General features: G+C 62.3%; 20 protein-coding genes. 7 read left to right on the forward strand and 13 right to left on the reverse strand.

Annotated elements, in window-relative coordinates:
• Positions 1-30: 30 nt before the first annotated feature.
• Positions 31-1,278, forward strand: coding sequence for a hypothetical protein (locus tag ATH90_RS18865; RefSeq protein WP_098467006.1), 1,248 nt, complete (start codon positions 31-33; stop codon positions 1,276-1,278).
• Positions 1,279-1,320: 42 nt separating this feature from the next.
• Positions 1,321-2,493 carry an N-methyl-L-tryptophan oxidase gene (solA, locus tag ATH90_RS18870; RefSeq protein ID WP_098467007.1) on the forward strand — a complete coding sequence of 391 codons (1,173 nt, stop codon included), beginning with the start codon at positions 1,321-1,323 and terminating at the stop codon, positions 2,491-2,493.
• 45 nt (positions 2,494-2,538) lie between these two features.
• Here the strand turns inward: solA and ATH90_RS18875 are convergent, their stop codons facing one another.
• Positions 2,539-3,261 carry a BPL-N domain-containing protein gene (locus tag ATH90_RS18875; RefSeq protein WP_098467008.1) on the reverse strand — a complete coding sequence of 241 codons (723 nt, stop codon included), beginning with the start codon at positions 3,259-3,261 and terminating at the stop codon, positions 2,539-2,541.
• A gap of 126 nt (positions 3,262-3,387) precedes the next feature.
• Here ATH90_RS18875 and ATH90_RS18880 point away from each other — a divergent pair, with 126 nt between their 5' ends.
• Complete coding sequence (locus ATH90_RS18880) at positions 3,388-4,014, forward strand: LysE family translocator (protein ID WP_034107672.1); 627 nt, start codon at positions 3,388-3,390, stop codon at positions 4,012-4,014.
• On the opposite strand, the gene ATH90_RS18885 is transcribed toward ATH90_RS18880, so the two are convergent.
• Together ATH90_RS18885 and ATH90_RS18890 are read right to left on the reverse strand one after the other, a co-directional pair.
• Positions 4,015-4,641, reverse strand: a complete 627-nt coding sequence (locus ATH90_RS18885) for a glutathione S-transferase family protein (RefSeq protein ID WP_034107673.1) — start codon at positions 4,639-4,641, stop codon at positions 4,015-4,017.
• 68 nt (positions 4,642-4,709) lie between these two features.
• Positions 4,710-5,348: a TetR/AcrR family transcriptional regulator gene (locus ATH90_RS18890; RefSeq protein WP_098467009.1), complete on the reverse strand. Its 639-nt coding sequence runs from the start codon at positions 5,346-5,348 to the stop codon at positions 4,710-4,712.
• A 135-nt stretch (positions 5,349-5,483) separates the two neighbouring features.
• Here ATH90_RS18890 and ATH90_RS18895 point away from each other — a divergent pair, with 135 nt between their 5' ends.
• On the forward strand, positions 5,484-5,924 hold the full coding sequence (locus ATH90_RS18895) for a hotdog fold domain-containing protein (RefSeq protein ID WP_034107675.1): 441 nt from the start codon (positions 5,484-5,486) through the stop codon (positions 5,922-5,924).
• 38 nt (positions 5,925-5,962) lie between these two features.
• Here ATH90_RS18895 and ATH90_RS18900 read toward each other — a convergent pair whose 3' ends face one another.
• The 4 genes from ATH90_RS18900 to ATH90_RS18915 form a co-directional block, all read right to left on the reverse strand.
• Entirely contained in the window at positions 5,963-7,690 is a 1,728-nt protein-coding gene (locus tag ATH90_RS18900) for an OPT family oligopeptide transporter (protein ID WP_098467010.1), read from the reverse strand.
• A gap of 75 nt (positions 7,691-7,765) precedes the next feature.
• Positions 7,766-9,823: a methyl-accepting chemotaxis protein gene (locus ATH90_RS18905; protein ID WP_098467011.1), complete on the reverse strand. Its 2,058-nt coding sequence runs from the start codon at positions 9,821-9,823 to the stop codon at positions 7,766-7,768.
• 345 nt (positions 9,824-10,168) lie between these two features.
• Positions 10,169-10,864, reverse strand: a complete 696-nt coding sequence (locus tag ATH90_RS18910; RefSeq protein WP_098467012.1) for a tRNA (adenine(22)-N(1))-methyltransferase — start codon at positions 10,862-10,864, stop codon at positions 10,169-10,171.
• Positions 10,861-11,580 carry a FadR/GntR family transcriptional regulator gene (locus ATH90_RS18915; protein WP_034107679.1) on the reverse strand — a complete coding sequence of 240 codons (720 nt, stop codon included), beginning with the start codon at positions 11,578-11,580 and terminating at the stop codon, positions 10,861-10,863. Before ATH90_RS18915 ends, ATH90_RS18910 begins: the two co-directional genes overlap by 4 nt.
• A 337-nt stretch (positions 11,581-11,917) precedes the next feature.
• On the opposite strand from ATH90_RS18915, the gene ATH90_RS18920 reads away from it, so the two are divergent.
• The gene (locus ATH90_RS18920) at positions 11,918-13,276 is read left to right on the forward strand and encodes an MFS transporter (protein ID WP_069077862.1); all 1,359 of its coding nucleotides are present in this window, start codon (positions 11,918-11,920) and stop codon (positions 13,274-13,276) included.
• Between the two features lie 19 nt (positions 13,277-13,295).
• The gene (gudD, locus tag ATH90_RS18925; RefSeq protein ID WP_098467013.1) at positions 13,296-14,621 is read left to right on the forward strand and encodes a glucarate dehydratase; all 1,326 of its coding nucleotides are present in this window, start codon (positions 13,296-13,298) and stop codon (positions 14,619-14,621) included.
• Between the two features lie 231 nt (positions 14,622-14,852).
• Here the strand turns inward: gudD and ATH90_RS18930 are convergent, their stop codons facing one another.
• The gene (locus ATH90_RS18930; protein WP_098467014.1) at positions 14,853-15,776 is read right to left on the reverse strand and encodes an ABC transporter substrate-binding protein; all 924 of its coding nucleotides are present in this window, start codon (positions 15,774-15,776) and stop codon (positions 14,853-14,855) included.
• 241 nt (positions 15,777-16,017) lie between these two features.
• Here ATH90_RS18930 and ATH90_RS18935 point away from each other — a divergent pair, with 241 nt between their 5' ends.
• Positions 16,018-17,259, forward strand: coding sequence for an acyl-CoA dehydrogenase family protein (locus ATH90_RS18935; protein ID WP_069077864.1), 1,242 nt, complete (start codon positions 16,018-16,020; stop codon positions 17,257-17,259).
• Between the two features lie 135 nt (positions 17,260-17,394).
• Here ATH90_RS18935 and argE read toward each other — a convergent pair whose 3' ends face one another.
• From argE to ATH90_RS18960, 5 genes are read right to left on the reverse strand one after another with little or no spacing between them, the layout of a single operon-like run.
• Entirely contained in the window at positions 17,395-18,546 is a 1,152-nt protein-coding gene (argE, locus tag ATH90_RS18940) for an acetylornithine deacetylase (protein ID WP_098467015.1), read from the reverse strand.
• Complete coding sequence (locus ATH90_RS18945; protein WP_069077865.1) at positions 18,543-19,217, reverse strand: DUF1028 domain-containing protein; 675 nt, start codon at positions 19,215-19,217, stop codon at positions 18,543-18,545. Before ATH90_RS18945 ends, argE begins: the two co-directional genes overlap by 4 nt.
• Positions 19,218-19,226: 9 nt before the next feature.
• The gene (locus ATH90_RS18950) at positions 19,227-19,958 is read right to left on the reverse strand and encodes a class II aldolase and adducin N-terminal domain-containing protein (protein WP_034107686.1); all 732 of its coding nucleotides are present in this window, start codon (positions 19,956-19,958) and stop codon (positions 19,227-19,229) included.
• A gap of 54 nt (positions 19,959-20,012) precedes the next feature.
• On the reverse strand, positions 20,013-20,843 hold the full coding sequence (locus ATH90_RS18955; RefSeq protein ID WP_034107687.1) for an ABC transporter substrate-binding protein: 831 nt from the start codon (positions 20,841-20,843) through the stop codon (positions 20,013-20,015).
• Between the two features lie 40 nt (positions 20,844-20,883).
• Positions 20,884-21,756, reverse strand: coding sequence for a phytanoyl-CoA dioxygenase family protein (locus ATH90_RS18960; RefSeq protein WP_098467016.1), 873 nt, complete (start codon positions 21,754-21,756; stop codon positions 20,884-20,886).
• Positions 21,757-21,778: the final 22 nt, after the last annotated feature.

The following is a 21,778-nucleotide window of genomic DNA, read 5'->3' on the forward strand; positions in this document are numbered from 1 at the left end:
CTCCGCCCGCTGAAAAGGAAATCCCGTCCCATGAAGTTGCCGCTTTCCGCTGCCCTGCTCGCGTCTGCCGTGCTGTTGCCTTCGATAGCCCGGGCCGACGACGCCGCACGGGTAGAAACCCTCAAGGCCTTCACCCGTTGCGATGCCAGCTTCTTCAGCAGCCTGAACACCCATCGCGACGCCTGGCAAGCCTACGCACCCCTCAAGCAGGAGAAGGACTTCACCTGGATCGCGGTGCGCGACCGCACCGACCCCATGGCCACTGCGGTGCCGGTGAGCGCGCCGACCATCGCGGGTTTGAAGCTGCTGTCCTACAACGATGAAGTCAGCGATCTAGGGCCGTTGGGCCTCTATTACTTCTGGGGTTTCACGGTGGACGGCAATATTGATGAAGTCGCCCAGCGCTTCGCGGCGTTGCTGGACACACCCGGTGCGCTGCAAAAAGGCGAGGGACAATACACGCGCAGCGAGCTGAAGGTGGGCAATAGCTGGCAGTCGATCAAGCCGATGCCGGGCAAGGCACCGGGTCTGCGCAATGTGGAGCGTGTGCTGATCGTGGAGCCGGAGGGCAAGCATTCCCGTGTGAGCTGTTCGGTGCAGGGTGGCGTGAATGCCGGGTTGGTGGCACTGCTGCGGCCGGACATTGCGCCGGTTGATTACCCGCGCACGGTGGCCGAAACCAATCTCGCCGATGTGCCTGTGCCGCCCAATGTGCTCCAGGGCCTCGACGCGCCGCTGTTGCAGCCCAGGTTCAAGACGTTGAGCTACACCTACCTGTCGAAGAATGGTGCGGGCAAGGACGCGCCGATCACGATCCGGTTCAAGGCTGAGGACGGTTTGCTGGTCAAGAATGAAGCCTATGGCACCGCCTTCAATGTGGACCGTTTAATGCTGGCGGACCTGATCCAGCTGAAATCGAAAATGAACGGTGTGGGCGAAGGCCAGGTGCTGCAGACCCGCGAGGCCGAGGTAAGACTACCGACGAGCTGGGCGCCGGGCCAGACCTTGAGTGCCCACCTGAAGATGGCCAATGTGCCGGTCAAGCCCACCGACAAACCGGCCGAGACTACCTTGACCTGCAAGGTGGGCGAACGTTTCCCGGCGCGCCAGGTGTTTGCGTCGTTGACGGGCGATGCCATCCGACTGGCCTGCGAGCAGGACGGCTATACGTCCTCGCGTGCGTTTATCGAGGACCTGGGCGTCGCCCTGACCCTGGAGTCGACGTCGAGCCAGACCCACTATGTGAATGAAATCCAGACGCTGGACGTGGTGCGCTGACGGGGCGTTTTCCCAAACAAGCTTCTCAATTAGGTATTAACGATGGAACGTTATGAATCACTGGTCATCGGCCTGGGCGCCATGGGCGCCGCCACGGTGTACCAACTGGCCAAAGCCGGCGTGAAGGTCGCCGGCATCGACCGCCATCACCCGCCTCATACCTTCGGTTCCAGCCACGGCGATACGCGAATCACGCGGCTGTCGGTGGGTGAAGGGGCGCAGTACGTGCCCATCGTGCGCAACTCGCATCGCATATGGCGAGAGCTGGAGGCCTTGTCGGGGGAGTCGTTGTTCGAACAGTCCGGCTTGCTGGTACTCACCTCCCACGAGGGCTTCGACACCAGCGATGAAAGCGACTTCACCCTGCGCACCATCGGCCTGGCGCAGACCTACGGGATCGAACACGAAGTGCTGGACGCCGTGCAGATTCGCCGACGCTTTCCCCAATTTGCCCAGGTGGCGGACAACGCCATCGGCTACTACGAGCCCGCCGGCGGCTTCGTGCGGCCCGAGCGCTGCATCGAGGTGCAATTGCGCCTGGCCGAGCAACATGGCGCGACGCTGTACAAAGGCGAGACCGTGACCGATATCCGCTCGGATGAACATGGCGTGACGGTGACCACCGACCGGCGCACCTTGCAGGCCAACAAGCTGGTGGTGAGCGCCGGTAACTGGGCAGGCGATCTGCTGGGGGCACCGTTTGACCGGCTGCTCAAGGTGTATCGGCAGCAACTGTTCTGGTTCGAGCTGGAACCGGATGCGCCGCTGGTTGGGGCGTCACCCACGTTTATCTTCACCCACGGCCCGGGCGAGGCGCATACCAGCTACGGTTTCCCGGCGTTGCCCGGCGAGGGCAGTTTGAAGCTGGCCACGGCGCAGTACCACACCGTGTCCACGCCAGAGACGCTGGACCGCACGGTCTCGCCCGCACAGGCGCGGGAGATGTACGAACAGCACGTGCAAGGCCGTATCGCCGGGCTGACGGCCAATGTGGTCAAGTCGGCGGTGTGTGCCTACACCGTGACGCCGGACCATCATTTCATCATCGATAAACACCCGACGCTGCAACACACCCTGGTGGTGTCGCCGTGTTCGGGGCATGGCTTCAAGCATTCGGCGGCGCTGGGCGAGGCTTTTGCGCAGTGGTGCATACGGGGCACGAGCGAGCTGGATCTGTCGTCGTTTTCGTTGCAGCGCTTAAGACCTTTGTGGTGAACGGCCCTGCCGCGGCGAGCGGGCTCGCCCCACGCTGGGTGGCGACTAGAAGTGGCGTATGAGCGAGCCGAACAGGTCGCGCTGGGGCATTTGGCTTAACGGGATTTCAGCGTTCTCGAACCACTGTGCACTGGCTTCGGGGTGTGGGCCGCTCAGTATCACCACGCCCTTCTCGAAGGTATACCGCGCGGCCGCGACGTCGCCGTTACGGTAGGTCGCGATGACCCTGTTGGGCGCGACCTTGGGGAAGTAAGGGCCGTCCTGGAAGAACACGTGGTCAGGCTTGCCTTCCCACGTGACCTGCACGGCGGCGTCGGCGATGTCGGGCACTTCGAAACCGGGGCGGCCGGCTTCGCCGTCGAGGTCCTGGGGGATCAGGCCGAGGTTGCTGTCATCCGCCAGGTAGGCGCCCATGCACACGCCCAGGTAGCGCCCGCCGTTGGCGACATAATCGCGTATCGCCTCAATGCGTGCATCGCCCAGGCTGCGCAGGGCGCCGGGGATGTCCTGGCCGCCACCAGGTTGCACGTAGAGGTCGTAGCCCGCGAGGGTTTGCGGCGTGATGTCGATGGGCTCATCGGCGCCTACGAAGTCGATACGGTAGTTGGGGTTGATGCGCTCCAGGGCTTTTGCCACGTTTTCTGAACAGTCATCGCAGCCTGCCGGGCCACGGTAGATGGCGACATGGGTGATGGGCGCCGAGGCCTCGGCCGGTGACGGCAGCAAAAGGGCAAAGGCAAACAAGGTAGCAACAGCTCGCAGGGTCATGGCCGGGGGCTCCTGTACGGACACCGCAAAGCCTAAAGCGATTGCGCCGTTGAATCCGTTAACAGTTGTAAACAATGCCCAGTTGGGGATAACTGGCGGTCGAGCCCCGTTCCGAGAGTGCCCAGCATGTTTGAACTCGCCTCCCTGATCACCTATATCGCCGTCGTGATCGGCCTGTTCCTGATCCCCGGCCCGTCCGTGTTGCTGGTGATCACCCGCACTGTGCAGGGCGGCCGCAAGGTCGGGGTTGCCACCGGCCTGGGCGTGGCGTGCGGCGATCTGCTGCATACCCTGGGCGCGGCGCTGGGGTTGTCGGCGATTTTGATGACCTCGGCCACGGCGTTCAACGCCGTGAAGTGGGCGGGCGCGGCTTACCTGATCTACTTGGGCATCCGCGCGTTCATGGCCAAAACCGGCACTCAGAAAGGGCTGACGTTGCCCGCCGTCACGCCGCGCCAGGCGTTTTTCCAGGCGGTGGGCGCCGAACTGCTCAACCCGAAGACTGCGATTTTCTTCCTGGCCTTCCTGCCTCAATTCGTGCACCCGGAATCTGGCTCATCGCTGGTGCAGTTCGCGGTACTGGGCCTGATATTCTCGGCGCTCAGCGCGGTCTACACCAGCCTGCTCGCCCTCGCCATCCGCCCCTTGAGCCGAGGCATCAAGGGGCTTTCCCGGTTGCGGCGCTGGGAAGGGAAAATCATCGGCACACTGTTTATGGGCCTGGGCCTGAAGGTGGCGTTGCAGCAACGCTAGTCACTTGGCAAACGCATACTCCCCACCCTGCTCCACCGCCTTGCGATAGGCAGGCCGCGCCTGGAATTTTTCCACCCAGGCCGCCAGGTTCGGGTAGGCCTGCAGCTTGCCCTGGGCCTTGGCGATTTCGCCGATAAAGCTCATCTGGATATCCGCACCACTCAGCTCGTCGCCCAGCAGGTACGCTTTCTCCGCCAGCGCGTCGTTCAGGTAACCCAAATAGTTGGCCACTTCCGATTCGATGCGCGGATGCAACGGTGCGCCAGCGTCACCCAGGCGGCCGACGTAGAGGTTAAGCATCAACGGCAACATGGCCGAGCCTTCGGCGAAGTGCAGCCACTGCACATAGGTGTCATAGGTGGCGCTGGCGGGGTCCGGTTGCAGGCGGCCCTGGCCGTGGTGGCGGATCAAGTAGTCGATGATGGCGGCGGATTCGATCAGCACCTGGCCACCGTCTTCGATCACCGGGGATTTGCCCAGCGGGTGGATGGCCTTGAGCTCTGGCGGGGCGAGGTTGGTTTTCGGGTCGCGTTGGTAGCGCTTGATCTCGTAGGGCAGTCCGAGTTCTTCGAGCAGCCACAGGATGCGTTGCGAGCGTGAATTGTTGAGGTGGTGGACGATAATCATTGAAGGCTCCGCAGGGCGAGAGGAATGTCTTGGAAACAGACTACGCCAGCCTCCAGGAGTGCCGACAATTAAATGTCTGCCGATTGTTCAGGCGTTTGGCTGATCGAGGCCCACGCCGCCTGCGCCAGCAACGCGGCGTAGTGATTCGGGCTGTGCTTGACCCGGCCGGATAACCACGCACGGGCATAGCTTTCGGCCGAGCCGATGATCAGCGACAGCAGCAGTTCTGACGGGATATGGCTGAACGCCTCGCGGCGGCCTTCGTCGCTCATCCACTCGGTCAATTGCGCATTGCGCTGCTTGTTGCGGGTGAGCAGCTCGTCCTTGTGCGGGCCGTTGGCCACGGCGAAACGGCTCTGGAACATAAAGCGCGCCCATTCGGGTTGCGCATCCACCCACTCCACATAACTGCGCACCAGCGCTTCCACACCGGCCTGGGCGGTTTGCGCCGGCTTCAGATAGTGGTCTCGCAAGGCGGCCTGATCTTCCAGCGCGGCAAAAAACAGCGCGGCGACGATACCTTCCTTGTTGCCGAAGTGATGGTAGATGGCGCCCACGCTGGTCTCGCACCGCGCGCGGATGGTTTCGATATTCGTCGCTTCAATACCCACGTCGTTAAAGCTGGCCAGGGCCTCGCGCAGGATGCTGCGCTTGAGGTCGCTGCGCCGGCCCGGGAAGGTGCGCTCGATCAGGTCAGGTGCGTGCATGAAGTGGCTCGCCAAATGTACGGAGTCTAAAGGTACAGCCGCCTGCAGAGAAGGCATGGCTTGACACCTGTGGAATTTACAGAATATTGTTCCGTCACAGAATATTATTCTGTCAACCCATTGCGAGGATAATCCATGAGCCAGTTTCTCAGCATGTTCAACAGTGCAGGCCCTGCAGCGTTCAGCCAAATGGCCTGCCAAGTGGCGCCCTACTTCAGCACCATCAACCCGGAAATCGCCGAACTGCGCCCTGGGCATGCCGTGGTCAATGTGCCGTTTCGCAAGGAAATCACCAACCACTTGGCGTCCGTGCATGCCATTGCGTTGTGCAACGCGGCGGAATTGGCGGGTGGAACGATGACGGACGTGTCGATACCGTCAGGTGCCAAATGGATCCCCAAGGGCATGACCGTGGAGTACCTGGCGAAGGCCAAGTCGAACATCCGTGCCGTAGCGGATGGCAGCGGTATTGATTGGTCCACCGCGGGGGACAAGATCGTGCCGGTGGATATTTTTGATGAGGGCGAAGTGAAGGTGTTCACCGCCAGGATCACCATGAATGTGAAGATCGCCTGAGGCCATGGCGGCTGGCTCGGCAACTGCCGAGCCACGCGTCAGTGCACCATCGACCACAGTGAAGCACCTACGCCGGTGATGCTCTCCCCCGCAATCAAGCCAGCGGCGGCGGTAATCGCAAAGCGCTCGGTGAGGCTCGGCCAGCGGCAGCTCAGCAGCCAGGTCAGTATCGCGCCCAGGGCCATCATCAGCGAGACCGAGGCCGGCAGCACGAAGGCCAGGCCCAGGGCGGCGGCACTCGGGAGGAAGCGGGCACGATGGGCAGGCAAGGTGCTGTCCAGCACACCGAGCATTACGCCAACCAGGCCGCCGATGGCAATCGCCCAGCGAATGCTGGTGGACAGTGAATCCAACCCATGGGTGAGGGTTTGCGCCACGGCTTTCCAGGTAGCGACCGCCGGGGCCGGCCACTCCTCGGTGAGCAGCATGGTTTGCGGATCCGGGATCAACGCCAGGTAGGCGAATACGCCAACGATACTGCCGATGAAAATCCCCAGGATCTGCGCGATCACCTGCTTATGCGGCGTGGCTCCAATGGCCTTGCCCACCTTGAAATCATTCATCAAGTCGGTGCACTGCCCGGCCGAGCCACCAGCCGTGTTGGCGCTCATCAGGTTGATCGGCACCTGCCCCGGCGCGACGATACCAAAGCTCAGCTGGGACAGTTGCCCAATGGCGCCGATCGGCGGAATGCCGGTGGCGCCCACCACGCGCGCGGCGACGGCGGCGAGGCAAATCGCCAATGGGATCGTGAGCAACGCCATGCCCAGATGAATGCCGAACAGCAGCGCCTGCAGGCTCACCACCAGCACAATCGCCAGCACAAAACCGGCGGCAGGCCCCGGTTTTGGCACCGTCCAGGTCGATTCGCCGCCGGATTGCGTTGATCGGTACAAAACCCACAAACGAATCGCCAGCGAGGCCAAGGTGGAACACACCATCAGGCTTACGCCCGGCCACAACAACCACTCCACCAGCGCGGCAAACTGCGGGCCGCTGCTGCCCACAGGCAAGGTCACCAGGTGTTGCGCCAACAACCAGGGGCCCAGGCCACCCCAGGCGAGCAAGGCGCCGAGCAGCAGGGTCAGGCCCACGCGAATGCCGATGATACCGCCGAAGCCCACCAGCAACAGCGAAGGGTCGGCGGTGAAGGTCAGGCGCTCCAACTGAGCGCTGGGCGACCAGCGCGGGAAGGCCCACATAAAAGTATCGACCCACTTGACCAGCCCGGAGAGCAACGCGGCGCCGAGCAGCACCTTCAAGCGCGTCGCGGCTTCGCGCCCATGGTTGTAGATGTGCAGCAAGGTTTCCAGGGTGGCCATGCCCTCGGGGAATTTCAGCGCCTTGTCATTCAGCAACGAGGGCCGTAGATACCAGGCGATCCAGATGCCCAGGAAACTCACCGAGAACACCCAGGCAATCATGGGGATAGCGTCTAACTGGTTGCCCGTCAGCAAGGTATAGGCCGGGATCGGCGCTACCAGTCCGCCGGAAATGATTGAAGCGGCGGCCGAGGCGACGGTCTGGTTGATGTTGCTTTCATGCAAGGTCCACGGCAGGTGGTCGGTGGAACGCTTGGCCACTCCTTGAAAGATGGCGTAGCCAATCAACAGTGCGATGATCGACATGTTGAACGACCAACCAATCTTCAACCCGGCGTAGACATTGGAAGGTGTGAGCAGGATGCCGAGGACACTGCCGGTGATGACGGCGCGCAGGCTGAGTTCGCGGGTGACGGGGCCGTGCGGGAGGGTCGTTGCGGACATGCGGATTCCTTTCGGCAAGGGAACAGGGCTACCTGACAAGTGAGCCCCGTATCCGCCGAAGGTTCATCCGATTGCTCAGCCCAGGCGAAACCGCGCGGTGTTGTCGCTCAATGCCTGGCTGCCTTTGCTCAAGGTGTCGGCCGCTCGGTTCACAGCCCGCGCGCCGTCGAGCAAGCGCCCTGCCGCCTGGTCCACTTGCTGGATATTGCCGCTCACTTCATCTGCCGTCGCCGCTTGTTCTTCAACAGCAGTGGCGATCTGCGCCAGGGTGTCGGTGACGTGTTGCACCGCACCGGCAATCTCGCCCAAACGTGTGCCCAGCCCGGTGACGGATTCAGCATCCGTCAGTGCCTGTTCACACGCGGCGCCCATCAACGTGACCGCCTGGCTGACCGTGGCGCGCAGGCTGTCGACCGTGCCGGCGATTTGCGCGGTGGAGGCCTGGGTGCGTTGCGACAGGCTGCGCACTTCATCGGCTACCACGGCAAAACCGCGGCCCTGTTCGCCGGCGCGGGCGGCTTCGATGGCGGCGTTGAGCGCCAGCAGGTTGGTCTGCTCGGCAATGCCGCGGATGGTGTCGACCACCGATTGAATCTGCTGGCCCTGTTGGCTGACTTGCTCCAGTGCATCGGCAGTATCGGTCAGGCGCTGGTTGAGCTGCTGGATGCTGGCCGTGGTGCGCTGGCTGTCGCGGCTGCTGTCTTCGGCAATACGCCGGGTCTGCTGGGCGCTGCCCGAGGCGTGTTCGCAACTTCTGGCGACGCCCAGCGAAGTGGCGGCCAGTTGGGTGGCGGCAGCAGCAATCTGGCTGATTTGATGTTGCTGGTCTTCGACTTCGGTGAGCGTGCTGCCCGATTGCGAATTGAGGGTGAGCACCGCCGAGCCGAGTTGCTGCGTCTCGTGATTGACCCCCAGCAGGCTGGCGCGCAGTTGCACCACCGCGACGTTCAGCGCAGTGCTGATGGCCGCGAGTTCGTCGCGTCCTTCCACCGCCACCTCCACGCACAGGTTGCCGTCGCGCAGAGACTCAGCCAGCGTGGTGATGCCACTGGCGCTGCGGCGAATCGAGGCTTGCAGGCATATGAACAGGTACAACGCGGCCAAGGCCAACAGACTGAATGTCGCGGCGACGGGGATGAATTTCTGCAGCGAGCGATCGCGGTAATAGCTCAGGCGCGCATCCAGCGAGCTGAGCGACTGGCTACGCAGCGCGCCCAAGCTGTCGAGCACCCCATCGACACTGCGCTCGAAGCCTGCGGTGTCGAGCTTGATGGTGCCGCCGAATACCCCGTCGTCGAGCACTTTGAGTTCGTCGTCCAGCCGTTGCAAGCTGTTGTCGTATTGCCCGGTCCAGGGCTCAAGACCCGCATATTGCTTGGCCTTGAGCGACGCCGCGGCCTTGACCAACTGGTCCCGTGCATCGCCGATGCGGCCGCGCAAGTCACGCATCTGCAAGCGGCTCTGCAACGTGAACTGCCCCGACGCGATGGACGACTGGCCAACACTGGCCATGCGGCCGATACGCTCGATCAGGTCGGGTGTGTGCTGAGTGGAAATCTGCATCAGCAGGTAGGTTTCCAGCCAGGGGTCGAGGATCAGCCCGGCATCCAGGGTGATCTGCTCGCGCAGGGTTTGCATGGCGGTGAGGGCCGAGGTGAAACGGTCGTACCCGTCCGGCCACCAACCCACGGTGCGCAGGGATTGGGAGTCCATGCCCTTGACCGTGGCCTGCAAGGCTTCGAAGCGGGCCAGGATGTCGGCACTGGCATTCTGGGCTTTGAGCGAATCACCCAGGGCTTGCAGGCTTTGCAGGATCACCGGGAAATTGGCATCGACTTTTTCCATCGCCGCCTTCGCCGCTGGCGTTGGCGCGTGCAGGATGTCTGCCGCCTTCCAGCGCGCAGCCAGGTTGCGCTGCGCCGTTAACTGGCCATCCAGGGCGTCCAGGGCGAGCAGTTGCCGAACGCCGGACTGCTCGCTGGAAATCACGGTTAATTTGTCGCGGTAGTCCGACCCGATCATCCACAGGCTACCCGCCAGGGGCAGCATGAACAGGAAAAACAGGATCTGGAATTTACGCGCGAAACCGAAACGTCCGAGCAGGCGGATACCCGGTGACAAAAGGCTGTGCATGTACGACCACTCCCCAAAAACAACCCACGGGGTGCACCGTGGGCAACGCCTTGATATGACTAGCAGCAAAATGCCATGTCATTGATTGAGAAGGCACTAGCAAGATATGGGCCGTTGGCTGAAGCGCGGGAATAGGCCGGTTCGCACCCAATACATAATGCGCGGCGCACACTAATGGGGCGAAAGCACTCATCGCATCACCGCCCATGTAACTAATGGCGCACATTCCACAAACAACCCACTTCCAGCGTGGGAGCTGACGTGGCTGCAATGGCGGCGCAACCGTTACAAATTTGCTCACTGGCGTGCACATTCACGTGGTCATCACGTTTGAATTGAGGTGTATCAAGCCAGTAGCGCAGTAATCCACCCCACCTGCCGGGCAATTTCCTGCACCTTCTGCTCCGGCACCGCCTGCCTGGCCTGCTCCAGGCTGGCCAGGGTCTTCTGCCTCTGGCGCAACAGACGCTGCCACTTGCCAATAAACGCCGGGCTACGCGCCTGCATCTGCAGCGGGCCGAAGTACAGCTGTTCAGCGGTATAAGCCACCGGCCCGGCGCGCTCGGCGACGATGATCTCGTAGTAGAAACGGTTCTCGCGCAGCAACTCTTCGCTGACGATGGAGTAGCCGTTGTCCATCAGCCACTGGCGCAACGGTTGCTCGCCACCGTTGGGTTGCAGGATCAAGCGTTCCTGGCCACTCAGGTGCATCTTGCCGCTTTCGAGGATGTCGCGGATCGTCTCGCCGCCCATGCCGCACACGCTGATTGCGGTGATGCCGTCATGGGGTTCGATGGCCGCCAGGCCATCGGCCAGGCGCACGGTGATCTGCTGCTCCAGGCCGTTGTCACGCACCGTGCGCTGCGCTGCGTAGAAGGGCGTCGTCGCCACCTCCCCCGCCACTGCCGAGGCGATCACGCCCCGGCGCATCAACGCCACCGGCAGGTAACCGTGGTCGGAGCCGATATCGGCCAGTCGGGCACCCACCGGAATGTTCGCCCCCACGCGCTCCAGGCGCAGGGATAACGTGTGTTCGTTCAACGGCCCTGCTCCCCTGAAAAACGATCCCGGCTGTTGGTCAAGTGCAGCACCATGGCGGCGCGCGCGGCGTCCGGGTCCTGGCGTTTGATCGCGTTGAAGATCGCCTCGTGCTCCAGGTTTGCCAGCTGGCCCAATTGGGCGAAGTCAGCGCCACCGCGTTCAGTCACCTTCACCTGGGTGCGCGGGATCATCGCATTCCCCAGGTGCAGCATGATTTCGGTGAAGAAGGTATTGCCGGTGGCTTCAGCGATGAGTTGGTGAAAGCGTTTGTCTTCCTCCACGCAACTGTCGTTATTGGCCAGCGATGCCTGGTAATCGTCCAGAGCCTGGCGCATGTGGGCCAGCTGTTCGTCGGTTCGGCGCAAGGCCGCCAGCGCCACGGCTTGCACCTCCAGGCCCAGGCGCAGTTCGAGCATGTTGCGCACGCTGGCCACCGTGTCTACATGCAGGCGCAACCCCTGTTGGGCCTGCTGCTCCAGCACAAAAGTGCCGATGCCGTGACGGGTCTCGACCAATCCCGACGCCTGCAACTTGGAGATCGCTTCGCGCACGACGGTCCGGCTCACCCCGTGCTCAAGCACGATGGTGGATTCCGAGGGCAGTTTTTCGCCGGGCTTGAGCTGGCCAAGCAGGATGCGCTGGGTCAGTGCATCGACCACGCCCTGGGCCAGGTTGGTAGAGCGTCTACGGATGGGGGTTCCACTTTCAATGGGCATTGCTACGGGTCCACGGGGTTAGCTGTCGGGAGCTTAACACCCAGGCCGAGGGTGGGTGCGGGTTGATTAAGAAAACGCCTATCTTGTATGACAACTAAACTCAAACGCTCATCGCTTCCGGTGGACGCCTAAGTCCTCCACTCGCATATCACCGCAGATAAAAAACAACGAATAGCCAGTAAAACAAGGCAAATAACCAAATAGATAGCGCTGACACTGGCGTTATGAAAACAAAAACACTCACCCCTGCATTGCGAACCAGCGAAAACCACTTGTATGATGTCTATCAACAAGACACGCGATCCCGCATAAAAATAATCAGGGGGAGTTTTGAATTGTGAACAATTCAAGCCATGCATCTGCCACACCAGAAACTGACTCGGTCCTCGCGCGCGCCGTGAGCAAAGTGAAGAGCCATGTGCTCCCGCTGTTCGTGATCATGTTCATCCTCAACTACATCGACCGGGTCAATATCGGCTTTGTGCGCACGCACATGGAGCACGACCTGGGCATCGGTGCCGCAGCCTACGGTTTCGGTGCCGGGCTGTTCTTCATTGGCTACGCCCTCTTCGAAGTGCCCTCCAACATGCTGCTGCAAAAGGTCGGGGCACGTATCTGGCTGACCCGCATCATGTTTACCTGGGGCATCGTCGCCACGTTGATGGCGTTCATCCAGAACGAAACCCACTTCTACATCCTGCGATTTCTGCTGGGCGTGGCCGAAGCTGGTTTCTTCCCTGGGGTGATCTACTATTTCACCCGCTGGCTGCCGGGCGTGGAGCGCGGTAAAGCCATCGCGATTTTCCTCAGTGGTTCTGCGGTGGCCTCGCTGATTTCCGGCCCGCTGTCGGGTGTGCTGTTGCAGATCGAAGGGTTTGGCTTTCACGGCTGGCAGTGGATGTTTGCCATTGAAGGCCTGGCCTCGGTGGTGATCGGTTTCTTTGTGTGGTTCTGGCTGGACTCCAAGCCCCACGACGCCAAATGGATGACCCGCGAAGAACAGGACGCACTGGTCAACGCTATCGACCAGGAACAGCGCGACCGCGAAGCCCTCACCACCGTCAAACCGACGATTGGCAAACTGCTCAAGGACCGTCAGATCCTGCTGTTTTGCGCCCTGTACTTTTGCATCCAACTGACGATTTACGCGGCGACCTTCTGGCTGCCGAGCATCATCAAGAAAATGGGTGACTTGAGTGATGTGCAGGTCGGCTTTTTCAACTCGATTCCCTGGCTGATCTCGATCATCGCCATGTACGCCTTCGCTTCGCTGTCGGGCAAGTTCAAGTTCCAGCAGGCCTGGGTGGCGGCAGCGCTGTTGATTGCTGCGGCCGGCATGTTCATGTCCACCACCGGTGGGCCGGTGTTTGCTTTTGTGGCGATCTGTTTTGCGGCCATTGGCTTCAAGTCGGCATCGTCGCTGTTCTGGCCGATCCCCCAGGGCTACCTGGATGTGCGCATCGCCGCAGCGGTGATCGCGCTGATCAACTCCATCGGCAACCTGGGCGGCTTCGTCGCGCCGACCACCTTCGGCTTTCTCGAACAGACCACCGGCTCGATCCAGGGCGGCCTCTACGGCCTGGCCGGCACCTCGGTGCTCGCCGCGATCCTGGTGTTCTTCGCCAAGACGTCGCCGTCTGCCGTGTTGACGTCGCCCAGCGCGCCAACAGGCGCTGCCATCAGCAAACCTCTCTGAGCCCTTTTAGGAACCTGCCATGAATACTCCCGTCGTCACTCACTTCCAGGTCATCCCCGTCGCCGGCCACGACAGCATGCTGCTCAACCTCAGCGGCGCCCATGGCCCCTACTTCACGCGCAATATCGTCATCCTCAAGGACAGCAGCGGCAATACCGGCGTGGGTGAAGTCCCCGGCGGCGAGCGTATCCGCGAAACGCTCGAAGACGCCCGCGGCCTGGTGGTGGGCCAGCCGATCGGCCAGTACCAGCGTGTCCTCAACCAGATGCGCAGCACCTTTGCCTCACGGGATGCGGCCGGCCGTGGCCTGCAGACCTTTGACCTGCGCATCACCATCCATGCCGTCACCGCCATGGAAGCCGCGCTGCTCGACCTGCTGGGGCAATTCCTCGAAGTCCCCGTAGCGGCCTTGCTCGGCGAAGGACAGCAACGCGATGCGGTGAAAATGCTCGGCTACCTGTTCTATGTCGGCGACCGCCACGCGACCGATCTCGCCTACCGCAACGAGGCCGACAGCGACGATGAATGGTTCCGCCTGCGTCACGAAAAGGCCCTGACCAGCGAGGCCGTGGTGCGCCTGGCCGAGGCCGCACAAGCCAAGTACGGCTTCAACGACTTCAAGCTCAAGGGCGGCGTACTCAGTGGCGATGCCGAAATCGAAGCCGTCACCGCCCTGGCCGAACGCTTCCCGGATGCGCGCATCACCCTCGACCCGAATGGCGCCTGGTCATTGAAAGAAGCCATCCGCCTGTGCCGCGACCAGCACCACGTACTCGCCTATGCCGAAGACCCTTGCGGCGCGGAAAACGGCTACTCGGGCCGTGAAGTCATGGCTGAATTCCGCCGCGCCACCGGCCTCAAGACTGCCACCAACATGATTGCCACCGACTGGCGCGAAATGGGCCATGCCATCCAACTGCAATCGGTGGATATCCCCCTCGCCGACCCGCACTTCTGGACCCTGCAAGGCTCGGTACGCGTGGCGCAGATGTGCCATGAATGGGGCCTGACCTGGGGCTCGCACTCCAACAATCACTTCGATATTTCCCTGGCGATGTTCACCCAGGTCGCGGCTGCCGCGCCCGGCGACATCACGGCCATCGACACCCACTGGATCTGGCAGGACGGCCAACGCCTGACCCAGGAACCGCTGAAAATCGAAGGCGGCTACGTGAAAGTACCGAGCAAACCTGGCCTGGGCGTGGAGATCGACATGGACGCCGTGGCCAAGGCTCACGAAGTCTACAAAGGCATGGGGCTCGGAGCGCGGGATGACAGCGTGGCGATGCAGTTTTTGATGCCGGGGTGGCGCTTCAACAACAAGCAGCCCTGCCTGGTGCGCTGAGTACATTGCACCCGGTCACACCCATTACCCCCTGAAAAACCAGGGCCCCAATGTGGGAGCAGGCTTGCTCGCTCCCACATTTGACCAGTGTCATGCTCGGGCATGCGCTCCCTGGCTGGCTGTTACCGCGCCTTGAACATCAAGGCTTGCCAGCGACCACCGGTGCTTTTCTGGTGGCCATCGGTTGCACGAACAGTCCGTCGAGACTATGAGCGCTTGTTTGCCCCGCGTTTAAAGCACCCGGTCAAACAACGGCGCCACGTCATACCGCTGCTTCAACATCTGCGCATCCACCAGGAAATCCGCCGTGGCCTGGGCCTCGCTGACAATTGTCGGCGAGATCGGCAGCACCTTGATCGCGTCGCGCTTGAACCACACCTTGGCGATTTCCGGCGTCGACTGGTTGGCCTTGGACCAGGCTTCGGCGTACTCATCGATGTGCGTGTTGCTCCACACCCGAGCGCGGGTAAGGCGGGCGATGAAGTCTTTGATGATCGCGCTTTTCTGCGCCAGGGCTGGCTCGTACGCCACGATGTAAGTGGGCGCGCTCATCAGGCCCTTGGCATTGCGGATCAGGGTGCTGCCCTCTTTTTCCTGCAACGACACATAGGGTTCCCACGTGCCGAAGGCATCGATGTCGCCTTGGGTCAACGCCAGGCTGGCTTCTGCCGGCAACAAGTATTTGAAGTGGACGCTGCTGCGCGGCACACCGGCCTCATCCAGGGCCTTGTACGCCAACTGCTGGCTCCACGAGCCATTCCAGATGGCCACGGTCTTGCCTTTGAGGTCGGCCACCGAATGAATGCCCTTGCGCGCGACAATGTCCACACCGTCGAGGCTGGTCTGGGTGCTGGCGACCACCTTCACCGGTGCGCCATTGGCGGCCAGGCTGATCACCGGGGTATCACCGACGATGCCCACGTCCAGCGCACCGCTGGCCACGGCAGAGGCCACCGGGGAACCGGTATTGAAGCGTTTGAAGTCGATCGTGTATGGCAGGTCTTTCAGCTCCCCGGACAGCTCCAACACGATACGGTTGGAGAAGAACTGGTCGCCCACGGTGAGAGTCAGGGGCTCCGCTGCCCAGGCCGAAGGCCCCTGCAGCGTCAAGCAAGCAAGGCCCAGCAAGGAAAGCAAAGTTCGACGATTGATCATGATAAATCCCACGGGGTTAGATGGCGGATGCAACCATCTGTGGGCGTGCAGTCTGGTCGTTCGACGTAGAAGCTATCGCAATAACACAATGAGGTTTAATACTGTTGCGCACTATCGATAGAACGGTCGCACAGGTTGCTAGCTGCTTTTCGTATTAAAAACTTTGCCGTCCCTGAGTTAGGGTGACGTCACCAGACCACTGGACCCCAGCACCTGAACCACTTTCTGCAAGGTCCATTGCATGTCGACTTCCGCTTTGAATATCTGGGGCACACCGCCCACTGCCCGTTACGAACAACTGGCCGCGCCGTTTCGTCCATTGTTTGCACACATACTCGCACAGGCCGCCGAGGCGGATCAGACACGCGCCAGCCTTGCCACGGTGATCCAGCAACTGAATGCGCTGGGCTTGCCGCGTTGGCGCCTGCCGGCCAGCTATGGCGGACAGGACGCCACCCTGGTCGAGTTGCTCACACTGCTCACGGAGCTATCCGCTGCCGACTCCAACATCACCCAGGCTTTACGTGGCCATTTTGGTTTCTGCGAAGACGTGCTCAGCGCCAAGGACCTCGACTGGCGCGCGAAGTGGCTCGACCGACTCGGCCAGGGCGCCCTGCTCTCCCCCGGCAGCACCGAAGTCGGCCATCAGGCTCGGGGCGATTTCGGTACCCGCCTGCACCGTGACGAAGACGGCTCGCTGCGGATCAGCGGTCAAAAGTTCTACACCACCGGCGCGCTCTACAGCGACCTGATCAACACCATTGCCACCGGCGAAGACGGCACGATCTACAGCGTGGTCGTCGACCTCAAGGCCCCCGGTGTGCGGGTCGTCGATGACTGGAACGGCTTCGGCCAACGCCTCACCGCCAGCGGCACCTGCCTGTTCGATAACGCGCCGGTGGTGGACGACGACGTGCGCCCCACCCAACAGCGCTTCGGGCATGGGCAATCGTTCTTCCAGCTCTACCACCTCAGCACCCTCGCCGGCATCGCCCGGCGCGCCGCACTTAGCGGTGCCGAAGAACTCAGCAAACGCGCACGCACGTTCACCACCGGCAATGCCGACACCGCAGGCCAGGACGTGCAACTGCTGCAGGTGATCGGTGAAGTCGCGAGCCAGGCCTACGCCGCGCAAGCCATTGCCCAACAAGCGGCGCAACGCCTGGAGCAAACGGCGCAGTACGTGATCGCCCACGACCAGCCGTTGCACGATGACGATCCGCAGGTTGCGCTGGCCGAACTGGAAGTATGCCTGGCGGTGAACCCGGTGGTGGATGCAACCCTGGCCGCCACCACCGCCTTGTTCGATGCCCTGGGGGCCAGCGCCACCGCCAGCAGCAAGGCGCTGGACCGGCTGTGGCGCAATGCGCGAACCCTGGCGAACCACAACCCGCGCGTATACAAGTCGCGGATCGTGGGCGATTACCTGGTGAACGCAATCCTGCCGCCGGCGCAATGGCGAGTGGGCGTGGCAAAAACCTGACAGCTAAAAGGCACACCACAGGGCACATGTGGGAGCGGGCTTGCCCGCGAATGCGGTGGGCCAGTCAATAATCGATTGGCTGACCGACTGCATTCGCGAGCAAGCCCGCTCCCACAACGCTGATCGGCGCCTGCCTTAACGGCTCGCAAACGCCACCACCCGCGCCAACATGCGGTCACACGCCTGCAGTTGCTCCATGCTGATGAACTCATCCGGCTTGTGCCCCTGCTCCATACTGCCGGGGCCGCACACCACCGTGGGAATGCCAGCCTGGTCGAACAGGCCGCCCTCTGTGCCAAAGGCCACCGTGCCAAATTCCCGCGAGCCGCAGAACTGCGCAACCCACTCGGCCGCCTGGCTTTCCAGCGACGTGGCCAGGCCCGGGTAACTCGACAGTTCGCTGATGCTGATCGCCGATTGCCCGCTCACCGCCCGCATCGCCGGCAACAACGTGTGTTCAGCGTAACCCTGTAAATGCTGCACCACCTGCCACGGATCCTGGGCCGGCAGCGAGCGCACTTCAAAGTCGAACGTGCATTCCTGCGGGACGATATTCAGCGCCTTGCCGCCGTTGACCAGGCCGGTCTGCACCGTGGAAAACGCCGGATCAAAACGCGCATCCAGATGCTCTGGCGCCTTGAGCGTTTCGCCCAGACGCACCAGCTCGCTGATCAAGCGCGCGGCGTATTCAATGGCATTCACGCCCGACGGCGCATAGGCCGAGTGGCACGCCGCGCCCTGCACATGGCAACGCATCGCCAGCTTGCCTTTGTGGCCCAGCACCGGCTTGAGTTCGGTGGGTTCGCCGATCACACACAACAACGGCTTGACCGCGTGCCCATGAAACCGCTCGATCAGCGAACGTACGCCCAGGCAGCCGACTTCCTCATCGTAAGACAGCGCGATATGCACCGGCAGGCGCAACGGCGCCTTTACCAGGGCCGGCACGCACGCCAGCACACAGGCGATGTAGCCCTTCATGTCCGCAGTGCCACGGCCATGCAGCTTGCCGTCCTTCTCGGTCAGCTCGAACGGCGCCACGCTCCAGCGTTGACCGTCCACCGGCACCACATCGGTATGCCCGGACAACACGATGCCGGGCACGTCCGCCGGGCCAATGGTCGCCAACAGGTTGGCCTTGCTCTTGTGCTCGTTGTACACCAGCTCGCAGGCCACGCCATGGTCCTGCAAGTACGTGCGCACGAAGTCGATCAAGGCCAGGTTGGACTCGCGGCTGGTGGTGTCGAAGCGTACCAACTGCGCCAGCAGGTCGCGGCTCGTGTTCATCGGTCATCTCCCGGCACGGCGTAGCCGGGTGCTATCTGCGGGTTAATGGCGCGGTCGATGTAGTCCTGCAATTGCCCGCGATAGGCCTGCCAGAGGTGGTCGAGGGTGCTGATGGGGTCGGCGTCAGCCCAGTCCACGCGCAGGTTCACGACCGGCCACAACAGGTCATCGACGATGACCAGCGCCGCCGAATGCACCGGCCCGGCTTCGCCACCGCCGGCCACGCCGGCATGCATTGCGGCCAGCAGGCGGTCGGCGAGGTGCCCCGAGGCCGTTTCAAACGCCGCCACCATGGCAGTGATCACGCCGGGGTTGGCCAACATGTTCCCGGCCGCCACGCACTGCTCGCCACTCACCGCGTTATGAATACCCAGGGTCTGCGCACCACTGAAATGCGCGGTGCGGCCCTGGCTATCAATGACCGTCACCTGGCGGTATTGGCTGTGATCCTGCGCGATCACGGTGGCCAGCGCTTCACTGGGCGCCAGGCCCTGTTCCAGCAAGTCCAGCACTTGCGGCCCAAGGCTTGGCAAGGTGATGTTCTGCGACGCCACCGCGCCCACGCCCGGCCGTAGCCATGGGCAACGCGCGCCCACCGCAATGCTCGATGAGCTGATGGCGATACCCAACTGCCCCGTCTCGGCGCAGCGGGCGACAACGGAAAAAGTCATGGGGTTTCCTCAGTCGAGCACTGAAGGGTCAGCGTCGATCATCAACTGCTTCATTTCTTCGAAATGCTGGCGGGAAAAATCGGCAATGCCTTCCCAACCCCGCGCGGTTTTCTCCGCCACTTCATCGGACAACACCCGCAGCGGCTGCCCGGTCGACCAGGCCGTCACAAGAATCTGGCAGGCGCGTTCCAGGGTCCAGATATCGTCAAACGCCTCACCGATGGACCCCGCCGTCACCATCACGCCATGGTTGCCCATCAGCAGGCGGCTCTTGCCATCGAGCAGCCCGGCCAGGCGCGCGCCTTCGGCCTCGGTGTCGGCCATGCCGCCGTACAACTCGTCCACCGCCACGCGGTTGAAATACCGTGCGGTGTTCTGGTCGATCGGCGGGATGTGCGGCGTGGCCAGGCACGCCACCGCCGTGGTGTACACCGGGTGCAAGTGCAGTACCGCACGGGTGTGCGGCAGCAGCCGATGAATCTGCCCGTGGATCGACCAGGCGGTGGCGTCCACGTTGGGATGGTCGGCACAGGTCGTGTCGTCCGCGTTCAGCAGCAACAGGTCACTGGCGCGGATACGCGAGAAGTGCTTCCACTTCGGGTTGAGCAAAAACTGTTTGCCGTCGGCCGACACCGCGGCGCTGAAGTGGTTGGCCACCGCTTCATGCATGCCCAGGTGCGCAATGATGCGAAAGGTCGCCGCCAGGTCGATGCGCGTCTGTTCTTCGTGGGATAACGCCATGAATCGGTCTCCGCAGGGCGCGGCCGCACGCGAATGCGGCACGCGCTGATAGGTTTACTTCGGCATCAGCGTCGCGATATCGGCCTCGGTTGGCGCCTCGAAGTTGTACTTCTTCAGCAAGGCGGCGTACTCCGGCGTGGCGCGGTATTTTTCCAGGCCGTCGAGCAAGGCCTTCTTCACTGTGTCATTGCCCTTCTTCACACCGAAGCCATTCAGTACCGGGTAGATCAACGTGTCGGACGAGATCACCACGCGGTTGCCGAGTTTGTCGATCACGCCTCGGGCCACGGCGGCGTCGGTGATTTGCGCTTCAACCGCGTGGGCCAACAGGGCCTGGGTGGTTTGCGGGTCGGTGCTGTATTCGCTGATCTGGATCGGCTTCAAGCCCTTGGCCACGCAGTACTCCGCCGACAGCTTGTTCATCTGCGCCAGCCACGAGGTCGCGCCCATGGAGCCGATCTTGTGGCCGCAGAACTCTTCCGGGGTCTTGGGCTGGAACGTGCTGTCCTTGAGGGTCAGGATCGACTCGCCGCTTTTCAGATAAGGGATCATGTCGATGACCTTGACCCGCTCGGCGGTGATGTACATCGACGAGTTGGTCACATCGAAACGCCCGGCCTGCAGGCCGGTGATCAGGTTGGGGAAGCGTGTGTCGAGGGTCTCGACCTTGCGCCCCATGACCTTGCCCAGGCCGTCCATGAACTCGATGTCAAAGCCTGCGGGCTTGTTGTTATCCATGTACTCATAGGGAAAGAACGTCACATCGGAGCCAGCGATGATCTTGCCTTCCTGCTGGAACGCCGAAGCCGCCAACGAAGTCATCGCAACCGCTGCGCCCAGCAGGCACACGGCGAGGGGACGAACACTTTTACGAAACGCTGTCATGGTGATTACCTGCGAGGGGTTTGGGTAGCAAGGAATTGGGTTAGGCAGTGGCTGAATCTTGTCCTGCCTGTTGCACGAAGAACGAGGCGCCACGGGGCTTCTGCGGCAAGCGCATGTGGTTGGCCGTGGAACGCACCAAGCCGCTTTCTTCACCGGCCACCAGCAGGCCGGCATGTGCACTGGGCAGCGGGTTCTCGCCGAATGGCAGCGCATCTTCAGCTGCGTAAACGCTGATGAAGAGGGTGCGCGGGAGTTCGGTCTCGTTAGGGCTGGAAGCATGCAGGAGGCGGGTGTGCATGAAGCACACGGAGCCCGCCGGGCCATAGCAGGCGACCGGGTGCTGGCAGTGTTCCTCGACCACCGCATCGTCCACCGAACCGGTGAACCGCTGGTGCTGCCAGTGCGACCACAGCGGGCCTTTGTGGCTGCCGGGGATCACGTTCAACGGGCCGTTTTCCGGTGTGACTTCACTGACCATCAGCAAGGCGGTGACGATGTCATCGTTGCTGTGGGGTGTGAACAGGAAGTCCTGGTGCCACTTCACTTGGGTCGCGGTATGGGGCAGTTTGGAGTTGATCTTGCTGTGGTGAAAACGTGTGCCCTGGGCGCCGATCAACTGCGCGCAAATCGCCGCCATCCGCGAGTGCAACGCCACGCGTTCGTAAGCCGGGGAAATCTCGGTGGGCGAACTGACCCGGCGCAGCGACGGGTGATCGGCGCGGTGATCACCCTCCAGGTCAAAGCGCTCGCGGCCATCCACGGTGGTGCCCCAACCCCGGTCATGGCCGCGGCTTTCTTCTACCCACTGGTCGAAGTCGTGCTGCAGTGCGGCCACTTCGTCCACCGACAGCACGCCTTCTACCACCAGGAATCCATCACGCTGGAATTGTTCGATTTGCGATTGCTCGATCATTTTAGGGTGTCCTGAACGTTAA

The organism is Pseudomonas lurida (assembly GCF_002563895.1).
Classification (GTDB): domain Bacteria; phylum Pseudomonadota; class Gammaproteobacteria; order Pseudomonadales; family Pseudomonadaceae; genus Aquipseudomonas; species Aquipseudomonas lurida.